This window comes from Mesonia oceanica (genome assembly GCF_902499555.1).
GTDB lineage: Bacteria > Bacteroidota > Bacteroidia > Flavobacteriales > Flavobacteriaceae > Mesonia > Mesonia oceanica.
In genome coordinates this window covers 1-16,126 of sequence record NZ_CABVMM010000005.1, presented here as the reverse complement: position 1 = coordinate 16,126, position 16,126 = coordinate 1, and the positions used below count along the sequence as shown (strand labels likewise).

Annotated in this window: 14 protein-coding genes and 1 pseudogene; 9 read left to right on the top strand and 6 right to left on the bottom strand. The window is 34.9% G+C overall.

Features of this window, described 5'->3' with window-relative positions; all coding sequences use genetic code 11:
• Positions 1-4: 4 nt before the first annotated feature.
• Positions 5-1,393, bottom strand: coding sequence for a phosphoglucosamine mutase (glmM, locus tag FVB9532_RS07055; protein ID WP_150544510.1), 1,389 nt, complete (start codon positions 1,391-1,393; stop codon positions 5-7).
• Positions 1,394-1,488: 95 nt separating this feature from the next.
• Between glmM and FVB9532_RS07050 the strand changes: the two genes are divergently transcribed.
• Complete coding sequence (locus FVB9532_RS07050) at positions 1,489-2,085, top strand: acyl carrier protein phosphodiesterase (protein ID WP_150544509.1); 597 nt, start codon at positions 1,489-1,491, stop codon at positions 2,083-2,085.
• Positions 2,086-2,124: 39 nt separating this feature from the next.
• On the opposite strand, the gene FVB9532_RS07045 is transcribed toward FVB9532_RS07050, so the two are convergent.
• From FVB9532_RS07045 to FVB9532_RS07025, 5 genes are all read right to left on the bottom strand, one after another.
• Positions 2,125-3,120, bottom strand: a complete 996-nt coding sequence (locus FVB9532_RS07045) for a transporter family protein (RefSeq protein ID WP_228482265.1) — start codon at positions 3,118-3,120, stop codon at positions 2,125-2,127.
• Positions 3,095-4,135 (bottom strand): cytochrome-c peroxidase, encoded by a 1,041-nt coding sequence (locus FVB9532_RS07040; protein WP_194716504.1) that lies wholly within the window; start codon positions 4,133-4,135, stop codon positions 3,095-3,097. The genes FVB9532_RS07045 and FVB9532_RS07040 overlap by 26 nt, the downstream gene beginning before the upstream one ends.
• Before the next feature lie 61 nt (positions 4,136-4,196).
• A complete protein-coding gene (locus FVB9532_RS07035) occupies positions 4,197-5,006 on the bottom strand; it encodes an MbnP family protein (protein ID WP_150544508.1) in 810 nt (269 codons plus the stop codon).
• Positions 5,007-5,226: 220 nt separating this feature from the next.
• Positions 5,227-5,445 carry a hypothetical protein gene (locus FVB9532_RS19450; RefSeq protein WP_194716503.1) on the bottom strand — a complete coding sequence of 73 codons (219 nt, stop codon included), beginning with the start codon at positions 5,443-5,445 and terminating at the stop codon, positions 5,227-5,229.
• A 402-nt stretch (positions 5,446-5,847) separates the two neighbouring features.
• Positions 5,848-6,219 (bottom strand): hypothetical protein, encoded by a 372-nt coding sequence (locus FVB9532_RS07025; RefSeq protein WP_150544506.1) that lies wholly within the window; start codon positions 6,217-6,219, stop codon positions 5,848-5,850.
• A 1,377-nt stretch (positions 6,220-7,596) separates the two neighbouring features.
• Here FVB9532_RS07025 and FVB9532_RS07020 point away from each other — a divergent pair.
• The 8 genes and pseudogenes from FVB9532_RS07020 (at position 7,597) to FVB9532_RS06990 (ending at position 15,981) form a co-directional block, all read left to right on the top strand.
• Positions 7,597-8,490, top strand: a complete 894-nt coding sequence (locus tag FVB9532_RS07020) for a S1 family peptidase (protein WP_150544505.1) — start codon at positions 7,597-7,599, stop codon at positions 8,488-8,490.
• Between the two features lie 273 nt (positions 8,491-8,763).
• Positions 8,764-9,693, top strand: a complete 930-nt coding sequence (locus FVB9532_RS07015) for a hypothetical protein (protein WP_150544504.1) — start codon at positions 8,764-8,766, stop codon at positions 9,691-9,693.
• Positions 9,694-9,893: 200 nt separating this feature from the next.
• Positions 9,894-11,390: a right-handed parallel beta-helix repeat-containing protein gene (locus FVB9532_RS07010; RefSeq protein ID WP_150544503.1), complete on the top strand. Its 1,497-nt coding sequence runs from the start codon at positions 9,894-9,896 to the stop codon at positions 11,388-11,390.
• Between the two features lie 344 nt (positions 11,391-11,734).
• On the top strand, positions 11,735-12,433 hold the full coding sequence (locus FVB9532_RS07005) for a LytTR family transcriptional regulator DNA-binding domain-containing protein (RefSeq protein WP_150544502.1): 699 nt from the start codon (positions 11,735-11,737) through the stop codon (positions 12,431-12,433).
• 243 nt (positions 12,434-12,676) lie between these two features.
• The gene (locus FVB9532_RS07000) at positions 12,677-13,327 is read left to right on the top strand and encodes a CPBP family intramembrane glutamic endopeptidase (protein WP_150544501.1); all 651 of its coding nucleotides are present in this window, start codon (positions 12,677-12,679) and stop codon (positions 13,325-13,327) included.
• A 752-nt stretch (positions 13,328-14,079) separates the two neighbouring features.
• Entirely contained in the window at positions 14,080-14,550 is a 471-nt protein-coding gene (locus FVB9532_RS06995) for a DUF6169 family protein (protein WP_150544500.1), read from the top strand.
• 366 nt (positions 14,551-14,916) lie between these two features.
• Positions 14,917-15,126, top strand: a pseudogene (locus tag FVB9532_RS19865) (toll/interleukin-1 receptor domain-containing protein); the annotation flags it as partial.
• A gap of 123 nt (positions 15,127-15,249) precedes the next feature.
• Complete coding sequence (locus FVB9532_RS06990) at positions 15,250-15,981, top strand: tetratricopeptide repeat protein (RefSeq protein ID WP_262714386.1); 732 nt, start codon at positions 15,250-15,252, stop codon at positions 15,979-15,981.
• The last annotated feature ends 145 nt before the right edge of the window (positions 15,982-16,126 follow it).

Sequence of the window (16,126 nt, the reverse complement as noted above, 5' to 3'; positions counted from 1 at the left end):
TAAATTAAATCCCCGCAATGGCTTTAATTTCCATGATCATTTTATTGGCCAACTCATCAGCTTCTTGCTGCGATTGTGCTTCAGTATAAATACGGATAATAGGTTCGGTATTTGATTTTCGTAAGTGAACCCAATTCTCTGGGAAATCTATTTTTACCCCATCTACCGTCGAAACTTCTTCCGCTGCATATTTCTTTTCCATGGCTGCGAGAATAGCATCTACATCTAATTCTGGCGTTAATTGAATTTTATTCTTGCTCATAAAATACGCCGGATATTCTTTGCGTAATTCTGAAACCGTCATTTTCTTTTCCGCTAAATGGGTCAAGAATAAAGCGGCTCCCACTAAACTATCCCTTCCATAGTGAAATTCCGGGAAAATGATTCCACCGTTTCCTTCTCCCCCAATAATCGCCTCTGTTGCTTTCATTAAGGTAACTACGTTCACTTCTCCCACCGCACTGGCTTGATAAGTTCCGCCATGTTTTTCGGTGATATCGCGTAACGCACGCGAAGAAGAAAGGTTACTCACCGTATTTCCTTTTTCTTTTCCTAAAATATAATCGGCTACGGCAACCAAAGTATATTCTTCACCAAACATATTTCCTTTCTCATCAATAAATGCCAAACGATCTACATCAGGATCTACGACAATACCAAAATCGGCATTTTCTTCAACAACCAACTTACAAATATCCCCTAAATGTTCTTTTAGAGGTTCAGGATTGTGCGGAAACTGTCCGTTGGGTTCGCAATACAATTTTACGACCTCAACGCCTAATTCATTTAATAACCTTGGGATAGCGATCCCTCCGGTAGAATTGACAGCATCAACTACTACTTTAAATTTGGCCGCCTTGATGGCTTCTACATCTACCCATTTGGAGTTAATAATCTCTTCGATATGTAAATCGATATACGCATCGTTTATGGTAATCTCCCCCAATTCATCTACCTCAGCAAATTCAATAGTACTACTTTCTGCAATTTCTAAAATCTTAGCTCCTTCTTCCCCATTTAAAAACTCTCCCTTTTCATTCAGTAATTTTAAAGCATTCCATTGTTTGGGGTTATGGCTTGCGGTTAAAATAATTCCGCCATCAGCGTGTTCCATAGGGACGGCCATTTCTACGGTTGGGGTGGTCGAAAGCCCTAGATCAATCACATGAATACCCAATCCTACTAGCGTATTCATTACTAATTGTTGCATCATCTCTCCGGAAATTCTGGCATCCCGACCTACCACTACACGGTATTCGTCTTTTTCTACTTGATTTTTTACCCAGGTTCCGTAAGCCGAAGCAAATTTCACGGCATCAATCGGGGTTAAGTTATCTCCTACATTTCCGCCAATGGTTCCACGAATTCCTGAAATTGATTTTATAAGTGTCATTCTATTTCTCTTTAATTAATGGCGCAAAGATACACGTATTCAGTTCCGAAGCAAAAAGCTTGTAGGAAGTTATTATTAAACGTACTTTAGAAGTTATGAATTACTTGGCCCATATTTACCTTTCGGGAGACGATGATCCCCTATTGAAAATAGGAAATTTTATAGCTGATTCTGTAAAAGGGAAAGCATTTAAAAAATATCCACAAGCCATACAAAACGGCATTAAGCTACATCGGGAAATAGACACCTTTACCGATTCGCATCCGATTGTATTTGAAAGTAAGCATCGCTTATTTAAAAAATACCGCCACTATTCTTCGGTTATTGTAGATGTACTTTACGATCATTTTTTAGCGAAAAACTGGCAAGATTACCACCCTACCCGATTAAATGTATATATAGAAGATTTTTATTTACTGTTGAAGTATAATTTTGAATCCCTCCCTAAACGGGTACAAAATTTTTATCCCTATATGGTGAGTGATAATTGGTTACTGAGTTATGCTGAAATTGATGGAATTGAAAAAATACTCACCCAAATGAACCATCGGGTCAAAGGAAAAACCCAACTCCAAGAATCGGTGAAAGAATTAAAAGAATTTTATCCCGAATTTGAAAGTGAGTTCACTGCCTTTTTTTCTGAATTGGAAGAATTTGTAAAGCTGAAGAAAAAAGAGCTGCTCGTGAATTAAAAACTACCATCTTCCACCGAAGATGGTAGTTGATTCATTTTAAATATTAAAATTCAAATAAACGCCCAACCTTGATTTTACTTCCACTAATCCCCCATTCAGGTTTTGGCTAATGGGAAGCATGGCATTTACGCCCAGCGACCATCTTTCATAAGAAGCCTCTACGCCTAATTTTCCAAAGAAAACATCCCCTTCCGTATCCCTTACAGCCTGATCAAACTGTTCGTTCTCTTGAAAGACTTCTCCTGAAAAACCACCAAATGGCGTTATTTTCCAAGAGGAATTAAGCTCGAAAGCCTTATAGGCATCAATTCCATAATTTACTTGATCTCCAAAATGATAATGATCGTTATTTTCGGTTTTAAAGGTATAGTTCACCAAAGCATTTACTCCCCAGTCCATAAAGCTTAAGGAATAATCTACGGCTAAGGTATAATCCCAACTGCCGGTTCCTACTTGAAAACTTGGGTTTACGCTTCCTTCATTATTAGATCGGTTATATTCCCCGGTAGGCATTTTAACGCCTCCTCCCACACGAAGTGTATGAGAAGCCTTAAACGGATTCAACATCAAGGAATCTTGATTAGGCTGAATGAGTTTATAAAATGCCATCAAGGTGGCATCTCCTAATCCATCAATTTTTTGAGAACGCCCGTCTTGGTATGCTCGATTATGAAAATGATAAGGTAACATTGCATTTACCAATATCCGTTTTCCTAGCGGAAGTCTTGTCCACACTTGGGTAGTATTAAAATTTTCATCAATCCATGGGGAGTTTCTAAAAATCCCATCCCTAGATTGGTACTGCTGGTAGATATAGCGTACCCCTATAAAATTTTTATTCATCGTCGTACCATAGCCCATACTTCCACCGTTTCCACTGCATCCACAGACATCACAATCGTCAAATAATAAGGAAGGTGAATAGGTCAACGTATCTTTTATAGGATTTGCAGAGACCTGCCCTCCTAACAGCAGTAAAAAGATAAGTACTGCTTTTTTATATAAATTAATATTCGGCAAAGCGTTCATCATTTAAATAGGTTTCATCGGTTAGGGTATTTAAAAAAGCGATTAAAGCTTCTTTTTCTTCCTCATTTAAGTCAATACCTAATCGATTGTTTTGTTTTAAAATAGGAGCTAAGGTTTCAGAGTCCTGTACGCCGTTATCGTAAAAATTCAATACCGATGCTAAACTGCCAAAACGTCCATCGTGCATATAAGGTTGGGTGATGGCGACATTCCGCAAACTGGGCACTTTAAACTTATACTTGTCAGCTTCATTTCCGGTCACTTCTGCCCTACCGATATCGTTTATACCGGGATATGGTGATAAACCATTATTCCGAAAAGCATCATCGGTAAACAAGTCGGTGATATGGCAAGAAGCGCATTTTTGCTGAAATACTTCCAACCCATATGCCTCTGTCTCTGAAAAATCTCCGCCTGCTTCCCCTCTTACATACTTATCATATTTTGAATTGGAAGAAACCATCATCACCATAAACTGCGAAAGCGCTTTAAAGAAATACTCATTAGTGACTTCACCGCCTTCAAAAGCGTCAGCAAATAATTGTTGATATTCCTTATCGGTTTTAATTTTCTGCAATACATTACTTACCGTTTCCCCCATTTCTACCTCATTAGTAATTGGGATAATGGGAAAAAGGTCTAAATGAGCGGTAGCTCCATCCCAGGCAAACTCTTTCATAAAAGCTGCATTTTGAATGGCCGGAGCATTCCGCGTCCCTTCCAAATCGTCTATTCCGTGGCTAAATTGATGTCCGTGATGCGTAAAGGCAAAACGTTGCTCATGGCAAAAACCACAAGAAATAAAGCCGTTAGTAGAAAGGCGACCATCATAAAAAAGTTTCTTTCCCAATTCAAAACCCTTTTCGGTAGGCGGGTTACTTTCCAGGTCATATTGCAACTCCGGAAAATTACTAGGGACTTGAAAAGCTAAAGGTTCATTCACTTCGGTATAGCTTTCCTCATCGTTGGAACATGACAAGAGGAATACTCCCATCAATAACATCACTATTATTTTCATTAGATAGAGAATTAAGTAGCTGCCTAAATTTTGTAAAAAACTAGACAGCTACTATTGATATTTAGTGATGTCCACCTTCGCCGTTATGTACGTGATGTACCATAAACATGCTTGCGGTATTTTCAGCAATTTGAGGTGATTTTACTTCATCGATCATCACCACCGGCGCTTCTGAAAGTAAAATTTTATGTGCTCCATCTAAAATTTTATTGGCATCGACTTGGAAATGCATTAGCGGACTCATATTCTCGCTCACGATCGCTGTGGATGGTAAATCTACGGTGACTTCTTTATAATTGTCTAAAGCACTCCCGTGACTCCCCATGTGAATCTGAAAGTTGGTAGCCTCAGTTACCGTGGGTGAAGTAAAAGTTCCTTCAAAGTTTAAAAACTTATAACCTGCTTGCCAAGACCACATCATATTGGTTTCTTCTGCTATTTGTAAAAAGTCTCCTTGCCCTTCGGCTCCTTGTAGGTATTTCTCTTGATCTACACCTACTCCAAATTTAAGTTGGGTATAATTACCTGCAGGAATATTAGTGAGTGAAATTTCTGTCATCTCTTCTTCTTCACTAATCACAAAGTAACTATCGTCTTTTGGGTACACAAATTCGTTGCCATCTTCATCGATAAGAACAAAGTTACTTACCACATAATTGAGACGATTAACGACAAGACTTTCGCCGTTAGAATTGGTATAAGTAGAGGCGCCTAAAAGTAAATCGTCTCCGTTCATACTATTGTCAAATTCTAAGCTTACGCTATTCTCTCCGGTTAAGTCTTTTCCCGCTGCGTCATCATCATCAGAGCAAGAGGTAAACACAGAAATGGCCATCGCTAAAGCCGTTATTTTTAAAGCTATATTTTTCATTAGTAAGGGTATTAAAATTTATGTTGAGTATCCGTAATTTGTCATAATTGGTATTTTCGTCATTCCGGACCTACCCGTCCTACAGGCGGGCTTGATACGGAATCTCATTATGATTCTTTACGGACATTTAAATAATTTATTATTGAATTTTAGATAGGTGCTATGCTACCTACCTCTGAATAGATATTTTAAATCCCGATGATCGAGAAAAAATAATTGATCAATCATGAAAAATAGGAGGCCTTAATAACTCAAAGGTATAGGTGGAAGTATATAAATTATCATAAGTTTCTTCAGGCTGCTGAAGACTAGCTAGAGGTTGAAAAAATTCAACCCTAAATTCTTCCGCGAAATACAACACGGGAATTTCTATTTTAAGATGTGATTCAGTTTTTTGAGGATTGCTTTTTTGGGCAACTCCTTTGGCCAATTGTTTCATTAAATAGCATTTACCATTACAATGAAGCTCAGGTTGATCTTTATTGATACAAAGTACCTTAGCGATGTAATCGTAATTCGCTAGATATTCTACCACCGGAAAAGCGGGCCTAAACAAAAAACAGAAACAAAGTATATAAACGTAATACTTCAATTGAATTCGCTTAAAATTAATGATTCTAACTATAGTGCAGGGTATTCGTTGAACCTAAAGACAATCATTTCGATAAACACTCGTTAGGTATTTTCTATCGAAAATAAGGCTTGTAACTCAAATGCAGTGTTCAATACCTTTTTGCTGTGTTTTACTGCAAAAACCATTCGAACTGACGAATTTTAATATGCACTAGGGCTTAATCATATTCATCTCTATTAAGATGAACAGATTGATTATGTAAAAGAATTAAGCGAACCGAGGAGGGTCTAATAAAGTTGAAGTAAATGCATCTTCATAAAGCTGAAGAAACTCTTTATTAATTTGATGTTTTTGCAATAAAAATAGCGGAGTCAACGCTAAAGAAGTAATTTCTTCTAGGTATAAAAGCTGAAATTCAACTTTAGAAGTAGTTTCTTTATCAGATTTTTTTTCTGTATCGGAAGCATTTTTTGCCAATTGCCGCATCAAGTAACATTTTCCGTTACACTTGAGTTTGGGTTGATCTTTATTGATACATAATACCTTTGAGATATAATCATAATTCACCGCATATTCCACTACCGGAAATACGGGCTTTATTAGGATAATTAAAAGTACGATGCCAAAAATATGCTTCACGCTGCAAAGATACGATAAGATTTATTTAAATGAATATTTTTTCATGATTTATATCTACTCGTGTAGTTGATAAGGAGCTCTTCAAGACCGCTATTTTAGTTAGAACTCTATTGAGATTTATTTTTTAAAAATAGGCTTGAAGTTAACCTGAGGTCTCGATACCATTTTGCTCTGTTTCACTCGACCTGAAGAATTTAGGGTTTAGGCTGTAGGGATTAGGTAGTTGGAAGTAAAAACAAGACTTCAACTTCAACTTCAATTTCAGAAATGTCCCCCTGAGCGGAGTAGAAGGGTCAATTTCAATTTAAAACCAAAGGATTACCAAAACCAACTGTTGCCCACTTAGAAGGATGAGTGCCCAATGGGCGGGGTAGTTCTGATTAGGGTTTTAGAAGTTAGAAGTGGGAAGTTGGGAGAACTAAGCAAGAGAAAAGGATTTCAATTATAACAGTCACTCCGAGTGATTTTAACTGAGCAAGAACGAAGATAAAATTGTATCGAGAAGTAGTTGAGTAAGCAGGTTAGTATTCCGTTGGCTGTTCGCAGTATTTTCGAATTCAATTTCAACTTCAGTTTCATCTTCAGAAATGTCCCCCTGAGCGGAGTCGAAGGGTCAACTTCAATTTAAAACCAAAGGATTACCAAAACCAACTGTTGCCCACTTAGAAGGATGAGTGCCCAACGGGCGGGGTGGTTCTGATTAGGGTTTTAGAAGTTGGAAGTGGGAAGTTGGGAAAACTAAGCAAGAGAAATGATTTTAACTGAGCAAGAGCAAAGGTAAAATTGTATCGAGAAGTAGTTGAGTAAGCAGGTTTTAGTGTTCCGTTGAAAGTTCGCAGTATTTTCAACTTCAATTTCAACTTCAGTTTCATTTTCAGAAATCTCCCCCTGAGCGGAGTCGAAGGGTCAACTTCTATTTCAACTTCGACTTCGACTTCAATTTCAACTTCCTATTCCCCTCCTACTCTTTCGACATTCTTTTGGTGATTGTTAGGTGCAATTTTCTTTTTCCCAAACAAAAACCTGCTAAAATGACTAAATAGTGTATGGGAAGAGACTTTAAGTAATAGGGCTACTTCTTATTCTGTCTTTAAATCTTGGAAGTAGGAACTACCGGAAATGGGGCTTGATGAGTTTGGAAGACACGGTTCTTCTGCGTTCTTTTTTAGGAGCTTCTTTGACAAGATTTAAGCTTAACTTTTTGAAAAACAGGTATTTATACGCTATTTACAACTATAATAACTATTTATATTTATGGTGTAGTTAGAATTTGACTGCTTTTATTTATAATAAAACTGTAGATAAATGCTAGTGTGTTTATTCGCATGGTGTGCGTCATACGAAAAAATTCGTTGAAACTTTTATTTTTATTAAATTATGAGAAATCATACATTTCTACTTTTTTTAACAGCAATGCTTTTGTCAGGCTCAACGATGAAAGCACAAATCACGAATGACCTTACTGCTGAAAATAATTCAAAGCCAGAATGGACTGAAAGTATAGTTAAAATTTGGTATGAATGCGGTGGCAAAATTTATACTGGCGCTGGTATTATAGTTTCTAAATCAGGATACATTCTAACTGCCGAACACGTAGGTAACATCTGTGGTACTAATTCAACGACGGTAATTAAAGTTGGATTTGTAGACAACTTCTATGATATTCCAAAGCAAAGTTTGACAGCTGTCGAAGTCAATTCGTTGACTGACAACCCTGACAATGCTACTTCTTATGATTTGAAGCTTTTGAAGGTTAACAATCTGAACGGCAGATTGATTAAGCCAATAGAACTTTCTAAAAGTTTACCAATGCCTGGCGATAATATTTTTATAGCTGGGTTTCCAGATTTACCATTTATTTTTCTTCAAAACCAAAAATTATCTTCATTGAGTGTTTTCAAAACAAACATTTTGAGTTGTTATGATGAAGCTAAAAACGGAATTCCTACAAGAATACACTACGGAGGAAATTCATTACCTGGTTTTTCGGGTGGCCCAATCTTCAATGACGAAAATGAATTGATAGGATTACATTCATCAAGAACTACAGCTAACATTTCTAATTTACTAAATACTATTTGCGAAGATTCCAGTAATAATAATTGCTGGAGAAATGCAGTAAAGTTTGATGTTATGTCAGCAGATAATACAGTGAGAACTCAAACAATCAATATAAACTATATAGCTCTCAAAAATCTTTTAGATAATTATTCTTGGGGAACATCAATTTGGAGAATTCCACAAGGTTGGATTGATATGATTCGAAAATAACAATATTAAAATAATGTACGACGCACAACACTGGTATAAGCAATGCGGGATTAGGTTTTTAAAAGAAAGGAAAGTGCGTATTTACGCCCGAACTACTCATATTAAATTCCGTTATATTATTAAAAACTAAGATATGTTCTGCGAAAGCCAACGGGCTGACCACCCAAAGTGACAAAAAAGCCTTAAAGAATAATGGAGTCCAGAAACCATTCAAAAAAACGGGGCGTAATCCAAAAAGCCTTACGAGTAGGAAAGAATTAAAATCATAAAAACATGGCATGTAGAACTCCAAGTGTCGAGCGTGTAGCCGACAAAACTGCTAAAGCTAAAGAACAAATTGACAAGCTTGAAACGATGATTAAAGCACAAGAGTCATCTAACAAAGCAACGTTTTACCATCAAATTGACAGTCACTTAGAAAGTGCCAAGATTGATGATGCTAGAGAAACGGATTATCAAGCTAACATCAAAACAGAATATACAAGTGAATTTAGCTTAGAAAAGATTGCAGGTGTTGTAACTACCGCATTAAAAGCAGCGAAAGTTGCCACAGACCCAACAAATCCACAAGCACCCACAAGCCCAGAAGCCATTGATGCATATTCTGATGTAGTAGTTTCAGTTGCCGAAGCTGCTAAGTCTTCTTCTACGGCTGGGGCAAGTTTAGCATTTTCCATGAGCCGATTAGCACCTGGTACAATTGCCTTTTTGTATGCGTCATCTATCAACATTCAAGATAACGAGACTTTTGGTGAAGAAGCTGTTACAACCACAGCCATTTATTACCGACTCATTCAAAGTGAAAAAGACATAAAGTTACAAGGAGCTTTTGATGCAACAAGAATACGAGTAGCTGCAGACTTAGAAACCTACCGTAGGTTCATTGCTTTGCAAGCAAATTTAGTCAATCAGTTAGCTGATGGAAAATTATCATTTGATGCCTATAACGTTTTGGACGAAAAATATGCAAAAAAAGCCGCTGAACTTCAAAAAAGAGTCAAGGATGGAACACCTGTTGAGAAGACTGCATCTGCTAGGGTCGATTTTGTTCGCACTCGCAAGATTATGAGCACTTCTGGTTTACCTACAAGTGCTAACCATGAACTTGTTCAAGCAGCTATCAAAAGAATGTCTACCATGGGTAGTAGTTACAAAAAAATTATTGAGAAAGCCCAAGAGCGCCTAGGGAATGGTTATTTCTAGTAGCTAAGAATAAAAGCCCATAACATTTTGTATAAGTAATGGCAGGAAAAGTGGTAAATATTAAGGTTTGCAGCCCGCTCAAACTGTGTAGTGGTTCGACAAGAAACTACCACGCAAACTGCCACTACTCATACAATTTACCGTTGTAGAGCCTCATTAAATTGAGTCATTATAAATAACCATATATTAAATTAACATCCATGAAAATGTCAAATCATCGAAATGTAGCAGTACAAAAAGCAGCTTTAGATCAAATGAATCAAATCACTGAGCAGATCAAAAAAAATGCTCCAAAAGAACTTGCCAGTACGGGTGATATAACGGTTATCTCAGAAATTCCTTCTGAGGGTTATTATATCAAAGAAAAAGGAACATATGTTTTGGGAAATGACATCACATGGGCTCCCCCTGTAAATGGTTTTCTATTTGCCGCCATCGTTATACAATGTGATAATGTTGTCTTAGATTTTAAAGGTCATACTTTAAGTATTCATAACCCTAAAAATGATGGAGACTACTCTTCTATGGGAGTTATTGTGCTTAACTCAGATTACCCCACAGCCTGCAGTAATGTTACTGTAACAAATGGAACTATCAAAGACATGGGAATTTGTGGTCTTTGGGCATTTAAAACTAATAACCTGTCTGTTTCTAAAATCACTGTTAAAGGATTATCCAATCCTAACTTTAATCTACTCCCTAGTGGTATTTCTCTTTGGGATGCAGAATCCTTTAGGGTAAGTGACTGTTTTGTTAAGAACATAGAACTAACAGCACTCATGGGAAGTGGTATACTAATATTAAATTCTAAAACCGGAATCGTGAGTAACTGCACTGTTGATACATTTACCAATCATGACGGAGTTGCTTCTGGATATAATTATTTACAATCTTCAGGTATTGAAACAAAAAGTTGTACAGCAACTAACCTTACCACTTTTTATGCAGGAAATCCTGCTTCTATAATTGGTCATACCTGTATTGGTTTTATGATGACTGCATGTAAAAGCTTAACCTTTTCTGAATGTTCAGCAAGTGTTATGAAGGGTTGTTGTGATGACTGTCATGGTATGTCTTTATATTGGATAGATAAAGCTAAGGTTACTCATTTTAAGGCTAGTCATGTCCATGACGGAAATGGGGCTCAAAAAACAGGAGCTAAAGCTACTGGTTTGGAAGTTTATGGAAAAGACATCACCATTTCCAAGTGCCAAGTGAGCGACATTACTGCTATCGTGCCACAAGACCTACAATCAACAGGGTTTAGTGTATGCGGTACAAATATCAAATTGGATTCATGCAGTGCAACATCTGTAACCGCTTTAGATGCTAATGGATCACCAGATATTTCTCACGGATATGGAACAGGCTTTGGATGGGCTCCAGATCCTCGTCCTTCAAATGTTAAACCTGCAAATGGAATAACTTACAAAAATTGTGTTGCAAACAACTGCCAACTTGGTTTTGACACTTGGAGTCATCAAAATTCTAAATGGATTAACCCTAGTACAAAAGGAAAAACATTGAGCCATTTAATTCAACCTTCCAGTGCCACACGCATCTTTTCGATGAATTTTTGCTCTGAATTACCTGGGGCAAACCCATCCTCAAAATCAAAACAATTCACAATTCACAACCAAATTGAGGGAAGTACCAATACATATCCAGATGATTGGAACAATCAACAAGAAGAATGAACATCCCCTAAATAAAGGCTCTACCACAAGGATAAGCGTTTCACAAGCCTCTAGTTTTAAAAAACAAGATAGATTACCCCCTTTTAAGGGATTTTACTGCCGTCAGGCAGGTTTTGAGGTTATAGGCAATGGCTGCAAACTGCATAAATTTATTATTCTGCTTGTTGCCTATAGCTTTTAGCCCACCAAACCACCGAAATTTATATCCATATAGCTAACCATCAATTTAAAAAATTAAAAATCCTTATATTTAGAGTATCGATAAAGTGTAAATAAACGCAATTGCATTTATTCGCACGTGGTGCAAAAGTTCAAAAAAGCTCTTAGATACACTCAATTTTTAGATGAATCCAATAATCAACATCTTTAAAAAACACATTAATTTTTCAAATTTTTGGATAAAAAATGGTTTTATACTTGTAGCCCTATCCATAGTGGTAAATCATCTTGTAACGCCTGAACATTTCCCCCTAAATAAATCCTACAGCTTCCCTTGGGAATCTATTATTGTTTCAATTCTGCTTGGAAGTATTATAGTACTTATTGCGGGTTTAAATTTTCAGCATTTCAAAAAAAAGGACTTCACTAAAAAAATCAATCTACAGGTAATTTTACATTTCTTATTTTCAACCTTAGGTTATATTTCTATTATATATATTGCCTTATATTATAGCCTAAATGGACTAGTGAATGGAACTGACTCCTATAATGCTTATTATTTATTAACAGGGCTTTCAGTCACCTTACTGCTGAGTTCCCTTGGAATAGCTATTTTATTCTCTAACGATATTTATCAACTTCACAAATTTGCGACCTTAAATGGAAAACTAAGAGTTCGAAGAAGTGGCAATATTACCTTAGTCAACTTTACTGACATTGCTTTTATTTATAGCGAAAACAAAATAGTATACATCGTACAAACAAATGGGACTTCTATCGTTACAGATTTTACTTTAAATGAAGTTGAAGATAAAGTTAGTAAGCAAATTTTTTTAGAGCAAATAAACAGACAGTTCTTCACGCTCGTTCTATTGAGCAAGTAAAATCCATAGAAAATGGAAAATTGTTAATATTTCTGAAACCTACCGTTTCCGGCAAAAAAAAGCCTCAAATAAATATCAGCAGGTATAAACGGCAGGAGTTTATGGAATGGTTTGAGAAGAAACTATAATTTGTTATGATTATTCAGTTATTATTTTGATACCATTCAGTAAATATTAAAGATTTCTCACTATTTTCTTTAGTTCTACATTGTTTCTTCGTTAAAACTTTAAAAACGAGAAAAAATGAAGCAAACTATTTTTAAAACAAAACTTGTTCCACTATTAGCTATAAGCAGTTGTTATATTTTATTTCTACTTGGGTATTTTGAGATCCTAATCGGCACTTTTATAGTATTAATAGCTAGCCTCATTGAATATAAAAAGGAAATTTTCAAGTCGTTGGGATTACAGAAAAAAAGATTTAAAATTAAAAGTCTCTTCATCATAGCACCTTTAGTTTCCGGATGCTTATTTCTGCTATACTATTTCGTGCTTGTTCCAGGTGTTACCTATATCACTGGAAAGGCAATGGATTTTTCTGCATTCGATTCTTTTAATGGTAATCTATCAGCTACGTTAGGCTTACTTATTTTTATCTGGATATCAGCTGCATTTGGAGAGGAAATTCTATTTAGAGGATACTTCATGAAGCAGTTTATTAAATTCTTTGGTAAAAACAGAACAAGTCTTCTAATAAACATAATCTTATTTGGAGTAATTTTTGGTTGGATACATTCCTATCAGGGAATAACCGGTCAGATTATCACAGGTATTGCTGGTGTACTATTTGCTATCATTTTCTATATCCGTAAATACGATTTGTGGTTTAATATAGCTGTTCACGGATTTTTTGATACTATTGCTTTAGTATTTATATATTATGGTTGGTATTAATAAAAAAACTCAGAAAGCCAACACACCACAAAGAACTGAGGTAAAAAACAACTCTGTTTTATTTTAAATTTGAGCCACATCTATCCTTTGGCTAGAACAGAAACATAATTTTCATCGTAGGGCAATCCTGATTTTGCTATCGCAAAGTTTGTTTTTATTATTTTTGACATCTGTTGAATATACGTATAATAAACGCTTACTATACTTTTTGTTTCGACATCGTTTCGCCAAACATCTCTTGTGAAATGGAGTAGATTTAAGATATCCTATAGCTTTTAGCCCATTAAATCATCGAAATTTATACCCATATAGCTAACCATTAATTAAAAAAATAAAAATCCTTATATTTAGATCATCGATACATAGTAAATAAACACCATGCGTTTATTCGCATGTTACCAAACATATCCACTCATACTCATCTAACTTACTAAAATCTCTTTTTTTTGCTTGTTTAAACATACTATTTTAAATTAAAGAATAATTAATTGACTAATCTATCATAGAAAAAAACTATAATTAGTGAATGCATTATAAATACATAGTATATACGGTATATACTTAGTTTGGAATACTTATTGTAATTTTGTATGTAATTAAAAAATTAATTAAAACGCAATGATACGCTCAACAACAATAAAGGCTAATCACAATACAATTAAAGTATTGGAGAGAATGGCTCTTGATAAAGAAGAGCATAGAAAGAAAATCATAGCTAAAATAAAAGAAAAGGCTAAGGATAACAAATAGTTATGTACAAATATTATAAAGAACAAGGGGCTGATGGCCCCTATTTTTATTTTTACACTGAACTCAACCTTACATACTATGTTGCATTTAGGAATATGTCTCAAGAAGCATTCCCTTTAAATAATTTATATTCTCTAGATTTTGGAGAGATAAACGGACTAAAAGGAAAAAATGACATAAAAATATCCTCAACAATATTGAACATAATAATTGAGTTTCTAGAAACTGATCCGTCTTTAGTTATTCATTTTTTATGTGATAGCGAAGACTCACGTCAACTAAATAGAAAAAGATTATTTAGTCGTTGGTTTGCAATTTGCGGAATGGATCAATGGGTAAAATACGACTACGATTTTGATTCAGCAGATTATAATATTTCATTTATTTATTGTTCCGATATTTACGAAACTGCAATAATGGAAACGGAAATACTTTTAACATTGGACGTTTATGAAAGAGCAAAAAATGATTGATATTTTTTACTTCCGACATTCAGTAATCCAGCCTTCCCTATAAGAAAAATAAAGGTTTCAGTATGTCAATGAACTTCTAAACTGAAAATAAAATACGTTTGGTAACAACGTATAAAATTAATTGCTAGTTTTAGACAATTTACGAAAGTCTTTGCGGAGTTTCTATCTGTGATTTATTTGCTAACTTTATAGCTAAGTCAACGCAACTTTTCATATACAAACACGTTGCTAGTAATTTAAAAAACAGTCGTAAATGAATGAAAATCCTACTCTTTTTATATCCTATTCTTGGCAAACAAAAGAGTTAGCGGACAGAATAGCGAACGATTTAGAAGTAATAGGAATTAGGATAATAAAGAATTAGAGTATACCGACAATATTCCTGATTTTATGAAAAGAATTAGGTCAAGCGATTTTGCACTTCTTCTAATTTCTGACAATTATCTAAAATCAAAAAATTGCCTTTACGAAATTTTAGAATTACAAAAAGATGACAATCACTGGGATAAAGTTCTTCCAATTGTTTGCGAAGAGACAAAAATATATACCGCATTTGATAGAATAAAATATATAAATTTTTGGGAGAAGAAAACAATCGAACTTGAAACTGCTCTCAAAACTATAGACCCAATAAATTCAACTGAACTTTATAAAGATTTAAAATTATTTAAGGATATAAGTTTTAATATTGACAGGTTTTTGAAACTTGTTTCTGAATCACTTCATTTCAAACCAGAGGAAATAATTGACAAAAAATACAAACCAATTATTGACAAATTTGGATTGGGAATTAATGCCGAATCATTAATTAGCTTGCTGAACATTTACCTAATTACTGATTTAGAAAAGAGAGAAATAGCTCTTGATAATTATATCGACAATCATAAAGAAAGTGGTTATTACTATTCAATAAAAGGCTCAACTTCAAGAGATTTATCCAAGTTCGACCAAGCAATACATTATTATAAAAAAGGACTTGCTATTGAACCAAATCTTTTTACAATTTTAAACAATTATGGTCAAATTGCTCAACACGTAAAAAAAGATTTTAAAAAGGCAAAAGAGCTTTACGAGAAAGCTGTACTTGCGAATCCAAAATCTGACATCGCAAGACTAAATCTTGGAGTATTGCTAAAACAAGAATTTAATGACGTAAAGGGAGCTGAAGAGCAATACAATAAAATTCTTGAATTTGACCCTAAAAATGCCAAAGCACATAATAATATCTCGAATATATATAAAGACCCAAGTGCGAAAAAAGTTGATTTAGAAAAGGCTGAATATCATTTAGTAAAAGCTATTGAAAGTAATCCAAACTACATTGAGGCGTTATTGAGTTATGGAAATTTCTTAAAAGTTTATAAAAAGGAAATGAATATTATAAACGCGTTCAAGAATTGGATAAAGAAGGTAACTTTAAAGATTTATTAAAAGTGCTAATGGAATCAAAGAAAGGGTAAAAAACTACTGGCAACACTGTATCCTATGAAAAGCCCTAGTCCAGTTCTTTAAAGTTACTATTTAATTTTTAATTATCTCATAATGTTGTTTTTGGGGTGTTGAATCGTTGATAATT

What these genes read in the sequence shown, in the direction of transcription:
- glmM (WP_150544510.1), bottom strand. Translation starts at nt 1,393, where the DNA reads ATGACACTTATAAAATCAATTTCAGGAATTCGTGGAACCATTGGCGGA.
- FVB9532_RS07050 (WP_150544509.1), top strand. Translation starts at nt 1,489, where the DNA reads ATGAATTACTTGGCCCATATTTACCTTTCGGGAGACGATGATCCCCTA.
- FVB9532_RS07045 (WP_228482265.1), bottom strand. Translation starts at nt 3,120, where the DNA reads ATGATGAACGCTTTGCCGAATATTAATTTATATAAAAAAGCAGTACTT.
- FVB9532_RS07040 (WP_194716504.1), bottom strand. Translation starts at nt 4,135, where the DNA reads ATGAAAATAATAGTGATGTTATTGATGGGAGTATTCCTCTTGTCATGT.
- FVB9532_RS07035 (WP_150544508.1), bottom strand. Translation starts at nt 5,006, where the DNA reads ATGAAAAATATAGCTTTAAAAATAACGGCTTTAGCGATGGCCATTTCT.
- FVB9532_RS19450 (WP_194716503.1), bottom strand. Translation starts at nt 5,445, where the DNA reads ATGAAACAATTGGCCAAAGGAGTTGCCCAAAAAAGCAATCCTCAAAAA.
- FVB9532_RS07020 (WP_150544505.1), top strand. Translation starts at nt 7,597, where the DNA reads ATGAGAAATCATACATTTCTACTTTTTTTAACAGCAATGCTTTTGTCA.
- FVB9532_RS07015 (WP_150544504.1), top strand. Translation starts at nt 8,764, where the DNA reads ATGGCATGTAGAACTCCAAGTGTCGAGCGTGTAGCCGACAAAACTGCT.
- FVB9532_RS07010 (WP_150544503.1), top strand. Translation starts at nt 9,894, where the DNA reads ATGAAAATGTCAAATCATCGAAATGTAGCAGTACAAAAAGCAGCTTTA.
- FVB9532_RS07005 (WP_150544502.1), top strand. Translation starts at nt 11,735, where the DNA reads ATGAATCCAATAATCAACATCTTTAAAAAACACATTAATTTTTCAAAT.
- FVB9532_RS07000 (WP_150544501.1), top strand. Translation starts at nt 12,677, where the DNA reads ATGAAGCAAACTATTTTTAAAACAAAACTTGTTCCACTATTAGCTATA.
- FVB9532_RS06995 (WP_150544500.1), top strand. Translation starts at nt 14,080, where the DNA reads ATGTACAAATATTATAAAGAACAAGGGGCTGATGGCCCCTATTTTTAT.